Source organism: Micromonospora sp. CPCC 205561 (assembly GCF_036906775.1).
In the GTDB taxonomy this organism is placed as follows: domain Bacteria; phylum Actinomycetota; class Actinomycetes; order Mycobacteriales; family Micromonosporaceae; genus Micromonospora.
Genome location: NZ_JBAKHV010000052.1, coordinates 38,246 through 44,245 on the forward strand (window position 1 = coordinate 38,246; position 6,000 = coordinate 44,245).

Genomic DNA, 6,000 nt, shown 5'->3' on the forward strand with positions numbered 1-6,000 from the left:
CGGGCAGACGAGGGCGCCCCCGGCCGACGGCCGGGGGCGCCCGCGGGAGCCGGTCAGCGGCCGAGCACCCGGTCCAGGAAGTCGCGGTAGTGACGCACGGCCATCCGGAGCTGCTCGGTGTCGGCGGAGCCGGCGTCCTGCCAGCCGCCCAGCTTGTTCTTCTGCGCGGAGAGCGCCGAGGAGAGCGCCTGGATCGCCTCGTCGACCAGCGACTGGGCCTCCCCGGCGGCGGCCCGCGGGTCGTCCACGAAGCGCAGTTGGACATCCCGCCAACGGTCCCGGAAGCCCTGCGCCATCGTCGGGTCGAAGAGGCTGGCCGGCTCGGCGGCCACCGTCGCGCCCGCCGGCCGGTCGGTCCCGACCGCCTTCAGCGCCGCGACGCCCCCGCCCCCGGCCGGCGCGTCCGCGGCGTCGGGGTCGACCATCACCGGCGCGGTGCTGCCGTATCCGGCCGCGCCGATCCGGCCGGCGCCGCGCTCGGACCGGTCCCCGGCGTCGTCCGCGGGAGCCTCCCGGTCACCGGAGCGGTCGTCGCGGTGCTCGCCGAGGCGGTGGAACTCGGCCGTCGGGTCGGCCCGCCGGCCCTCGCGTTCGCCGTCCGCGGCGCCGTCACCGGGCCGCGCGGTCCATTCCGCGCGGGGGTCCGGCTCGTTCTCCGGACGGGGGTTGGCCAGCGCGGAGGCGGCGACCGCGCCGCCGACGCTGGTGGCCCCGAAGGCGGTCGGCACCGGGCCCGGCTCGTGGAACTCGGTCCGGTCCCCGTCGCCGTCCCCCGGTCGTCCCGGGCCGGCGTCGCGGTCGCGCGGCCGGCCCTCGCCGGTCGCGTCCCCCGGGCGCCGTTCCCCGGCGACCGCCGGGTCGTCGAAGCCGCCCCGGTCGTCGACGGCGTCCTCGGGCACCTCGGCCCGGCCCGTCCGGTCGCCCGGGGGCGGCACCGGCACCGGCTCGGAGCGGACGGCCTCGGGGTGCTCGTTGCCCACCTGCTGCTCGTGCTGGCGCATGAGGATCCTCCTAGCGGCTCGTGACGTCGTGCTGGCTGTCCGGGTCGTGCTGCTCGGTGGCGCGCGCCCCGACCGGCTCTTCGCCGAGCAGGTCGGCGAAGAGGGCGCGGTAGTGCACGACGGCCTGGCGGAGCTCCTCGGTGCTGGCCTCGCCCCGGGAGTTGCGCAGGTGGATCTCGTGGGCGTCGCGGTAGTGGCCGAGGGTGCGGGCGTGCTCGACGGAGAGGTGGGCGATCTGGTCGGAGAACTCGCCGGTCGGGTAGCCCCGTTCGGCGATGAGCCGGGTGACCAGTTCGTCCGCGTCACCCACGGTCTCGGCGGGGGAGTCGACGAAGCGGACCTGGAGTTCCTCCCACGCGGCGGCGTACCGGGCGCGGGACTCGGGGGCGAGGGGGGTGAGCGTGAGCTCGGCGTGGCGGCGTTCCCGCTCCCGCAGCTCCCGCTCCGCGGCGGGCCGGCTCTCCTGCTCGGCGACGGCGCGGTCGTACTCGGGACCGAAGCGCGAGCGCAGCGCGCGGCGGCGGGCGTAGGACCGGGCGGCCACGGCCACGGCCGCGATCACCAGCACGACCAGAACGATGACGATTACCTGGGTGGGCGACATGGCTCCTCCTTCGTCAGGTGGTATTCCCTCCGCTCGGTGATCGCCAATCCCGTTCCGGGGCACTTTCCTTGCCAACCCCGGCCTACCGGCATTCCCCGGCGCCCCATGACGAGTCACACAACGTGACCGAGGGTGAAAACTTGACTCGTTCCAGAAAACGCGCTTGGGTGGGTCATGCCGGTCGGGTCCGACGCCGAACGCCCGCGGGCGGCCGGGCTGCGGATCACGCGGCCCCGGCTCGCGGTGCTCGGGGCGGTGCGACCGGCGGCACCTGGATGCCGACGCGATCACCGGACTCGCCCGGGTCCGCCTCGGGCGGATCTCGGGCCAGGCGGTCTGCGACGTCCTGCACGCGCTCACGGGCGCGCGCCTGCCGCGCCGGTTCGCCCGGCCGGCGGGCCGGCCCGGTACGGGCTGGGCGGGGACGACCACGACCACCTGGTCTGCCGGGACTGCGGCGTGATCGTCGACATGTCAGTCGCGGCGTGACCGACGCCGGCCCGCCACACCGATCAGGAGGAGATCCATGAGCGACCCGCAGGCCAGCAAGCCGATCCTCACCACCCGTCAGGGTCACCCCGTGCACAACAACCAGCAGCAGCGGACGGTCGGCTCGCGCGGCCCGGCGACGCTGGAGAACTACCACTTCCTGGAGAAGATCAGCCACTTCGACCGGGAGCGGATCCCGGAGCGGGTGGTGCACGCCCGCGGCTTCGTCGCGCACGGCGAGTTCGAGGCGTACGGGACGATCGGCGACGAGCCGGCGTCGAGGTACACCCGCGCCAAGCTGTTCCAGACCAGGGGCAAGAAGACCCCGGTCACCATCCGCTTCTCCACCGTCATCGGCGGCCGGGACTCCTCCGAGGCGGCCCGCGACCCGCGCGGCTTCGCGGTGAAGTTCCGCACCGAGGACGGCAACTGGGACATGGTGGGCAACAACCTCCAGGTCTTCTTCATCCGCGACGCGATCAAGTTCCCCGACGTGATCCACTCGCTGAAGCCGGACCCGGTCACCTTCCGCCAGGAGCCGAACCGGATCTTCGACTTCATGTCGAACACCCCCGAGTCGATGCACATGCTGACCTGGCTCTTCTCCCCGTACGGCATCCCGAGGAACTACCGGACGATGCGCGGCTCCGGGGTGAACACCTACCGCCTGGTCAACGCCGAGGGCGAGGCCGTGCTGGTCAAGTTCCACTGGATGTCCCAGCAGGGCGAGCAGAACCTGACCCAGGCCGAGGCGGACGCCATCCAGGCCACCGAGCTGGGGCACGCCTCCAAGGACCTCTACGAGGCGATCGAGCGCGGCGACCACCCGAAGTGGGAGCTGAACGTCCAGGTCATGAGCGACGACGAGCACCCGGAGCTGGACTTCGACCCGCTCGACGACACCAAGATCTGGCCGGAGGAGGACTTCCCGTACCTGCCGGTCGGCATGATGACGCTGAACCGCAACATCACCGACCACCACAACGAGAACGAGCAGATCGCCTTCGGCACCGGGGTCCTGGTCGACGGGATCGACTTCTCCGACGACAAGATGCTGATCGGCCGGACGTTCTCCTACTCGGACACCCAGCGCTACCGGGTCGGCCCGAACTACCTCCAGCTGCCGGTCAACCGGCCGCGCGAGGACGTGCGGGTCAGCACCAACCAGACCGGCGGCCAGATGTCGTACGGGGTGGACGACCGCGGCGGCGACCCGCACGTCAACTACGAGCCGTCCTCGGTCGCCGGCCTGCGCGAGGCCGACGAGTCCTACCGGGAGTACCGCCCCTTCGTCTCGGGTCAGATCATGAAGGCTCCGATCGAGCGGCAGGACAACTACTCCCAGGCGGGCCGGCGCTACCGCGAGATGGCCGCCTGGGAGCGTGACGACCTGATCCTCAACCTGACCACGCTGCTGGGCCGGTGCGACAAGCACATCCAGGAGAAGATGGTCTGGCACTTCAGCCAGTGCGACGAGGAGTACGGCCGTCGGGTCGCCGAGGGGCTCGGCATCTCCGCCGGCGCCTGACCCACGTCTGCCGGAGCCGAACGCCCCGCCGGGAGCCGGCGGGGCGTTCGTCCGCTGTGGACGGCGGGCCGGTAGGCCCGACGCGACGGACGGTAGTGCTTCGGGCGAGGATTACGTATCCTGCCCAAGGCGTCCGCCGGACCTGCCCGGCACCGTGGGCCGGAACGGTCCGACCGCGACGCTGCCCGGCCGGTGCCGGCGCCCCCGCAGCCACACCTTCCGGCGAGGTCTGATTGAACACCCGCGACTGGCCGATCCGCTCCAAGCTGACCGCGCTGGTCGTCGTGCCGGTGACCGCGCTGCTGGCGCTCTGGATCTTCGCGACCACGCTCACCTTCGGGCCCGCCCTCGACCTGCTGGCCGCCCGGACCCTCCTCTACGACCTCGGTCGTCCCGGCGAGGCCGTGGTGACCGAGCTGCAACGGGAGCGCCGGCTCTCCGTGGTCCAACTGGCCGGCGACGACCCCGTACCCGGGCTGGCCGAGCAGCGGCAGCGCACCGACCGGGCAATCGCGGAGCTGCGCCGCCGCGTCGGCGGGGAGGAGCTGCGCGACGCCGCCGACGACCTCCTCGACGCCCGGCTCGACCAACTGGTCACCGCGCTGGAGGCGCTGCCCGCCGGGCGGGGCTTCATCGACCGGCGGGCGGTGGACCGGGCCGGGGCCGTCGGGCTCTACAGCGGGATGGTCAACTCCGCCTTCCAGGCCTTCTCCGCCATGGCGAACCTGCCCGACCGGGACCTCAACCGGCAGGCGCTGGCCGTCACCGCGCTCGGCCGCTCCCGGGAGCTGCTCGGCCAGACCGACGCCCTGCTGGCCGGGGCGTTCACCGCCGGCGGGTTCGCCGACGGCGAGCACCTCCAACTGGTCCAGACCATCGGCAACCAGCGGTTCCTCGCCGAGACGGCGGTCGCCGACCTGCCCGACTCCGAACGGGCGGCGTTCCAGCGGATGACCGAGGGTGACGCCTTCGGCCGGTTGCGGGCCATGCAGGACGCGCTGATCGGGGCCCGGTCGTCGGCCCGGCCGGCGGCGGACCCGAGGACCTGGCAGGAGAGCTACCAGGCGGTGCAGCAGGCGCTGCGTGACTTCGAGCTGGCGCAGGCCGACGGGCTCGCCGAGCGGTCGGTGCCGACGGCCGTCGGCATCCTGGTCCGGCTCGCCGCCGCCGGGGTGCTCGGGCTGGCCGCCGTCGTGGTCTCGGTCCTGGTGTCGCTGCGGGTCGGCCGCTCCCTCGCGCACCGGCTCACCGGCGTACGCACCGCCGCGCTGGAGACGGCCGAGCACCGGCTGCCGGACGTGGTGGCCCGGTTGCGCCGGGGCGAGCAGGTGGACGTCGCCCGGGAGGCGCCCCCGCTGGAGTACGGCGGCGACGAGATCGGCCAGGTGGCCCGGGCCTTCACCGAGGTGCAGCGCACCGCGGTCCAGTCCGCCGTCGACGAGGTCACCCTGCGCCGCGGCCTCAACGAGGTCTTCCTGAACATCGCCCGGCGTAGCCAGGGGCTGGTGCACCGGCAGCTCGCGCTGCTCGACCGGATGGAGCGGCACACCGAGGACCCGGACGAGCTGGCCGAGCTGTTCCGCGTCGACCACCTCGCCACCCGGCTGCGGCGGCACGCGGAGGATCTGGTCATCCTGGCCGGCGCGGCCCCCGGGCGGGGCTGGCGCAACCCGGTCGCGACGGTCGACCTGGTGCGGGGCGCCATCTCCGAGGTCGAGTCGTACGACCGCGTGGACATCACCGCCGTGGCCCCCGCCGGCGTGCTGGGGCGGGCGGTGGGCGACGTGATCCACCTCCTCGCCGAGCTGATCGAGAACGCCACCGCCTTCTCCCCGCCGCGGACCCGGGTGGAGGTCTCCGGGCAGCACGTGTCGAACGGCTACGCGGTGGAGATCACCGACCGGGGCCTGGGCATGTCGGCCGCCGCCCTGGAGGACGCGAACCGCCGGCTGGCCCGATCGCCCGACTTCGAGCCGACCGAGACCGCCCGGCTCGGGCACTTCGTGGTGGCCCGGCTCGCCGCCCGGCACGGGGTCCGGGTGCGGCTGCGCCCGTCCGACGGCGGCGGGCTGACCGCCGTGGTGCTCATCCCCGCCGACCTGGTCACCGACGAGCCGCCCATGCCGCCGATCGGCGGCGGCCCGGCGGCCGAGCGGCGGGCCGCGGCGACGGCGGAGGAGCGGCGGTTGGCCCGGGCCAGCCGGCTGGGCACCCTGCCCCGCCCGGCCCGTCGCGCCGAGCACGGCGTCGGCGCGGGCTCCTCCCGGACCGCCTCCGGCGGCGTGCTCCCCGGCGGCCTCGCCCGCCGCCCCCGGGCGAGGCGGGCGGGGAGGTCGACGGGCTGCCCCGACGGGTGCGCCGGCGGGGGCCGGTGGCCC

At 74.4% G+C, this 6,000-nt stretch carries 4 protein-coding genes; 2 read left to right on the forward strand and 2 right to left on the reverse strand.

The window, feature by feature from the left end; genetic code table 11:
* Positions 1–53 precede the first annotated feature (53 nt).
* Positions 54–1,001, reverse strand: coding sequence for a hypothetical protein (locus V6V16_RS22805; protein WP_334565118.1), 948 nt, complete (start codon positions 999–1,001; stop codon positions 54–56).
* Positions 1,002–1,011: 10 nt separating this feature from the next.
* Entirely contained in the window at positions 1,012–1,605 is a 594-nt protein-coding gene (locus tag V6V16_RS22810) for a hypothetical protein (protein WP_334565119.1), read from the reverse strand.
* Between the two features lie 526 nt (positions 1,606–2,131).
* Between V6V16_RS22810 and V6V16_RS22815 the strand changes: the two genes are divergently transcribed.
* Complete coding sequence (locus tag V6V16_RS22815; RefSeq protein WP_334565120.1) at positions 2,132–3,622, forward strand: catalase; 1,491 nt, start codon at positions 2,132–2,134, stop codon at positions 3,620–3,622.
* A gap of 233 nt (positions 3,623–3,855) precedes the next feature.
* A partial coding sequence (locus tag V6V16_RS22820) for a sensor histidine kinase (protein WP_334565121.1) occupies positions 3,856–6,000 on the forward strand: 2,145 nt, incomplete at its 3' end.

Excerpts from the sequence above, each read along its gene's own strand:
- V6V16_RS22805 (WP_334565118.1), bottom strand. The coding sequence starts at position 1,001 with ATGCGCCAGCACGAGCAGCAGGTGGGCAACGAGCACCCCGAGGCCGTC.
- V6V16_RS22810 (WP_334565119.1), bottom strand. The coding sequence starts at position 1,605 with ATGTCGCCCACCCAGGTAATCGTCATCGTTCTGGTCGTGCTGGTGATC.
- V6V16_RS22815 (WP_334565120.1), top strand. The coding sequence starts at position 2,132 with ATGAGCGACCCGCAGGCCAGCAAGCCGATCCTCACCACCCGTCAGGGT.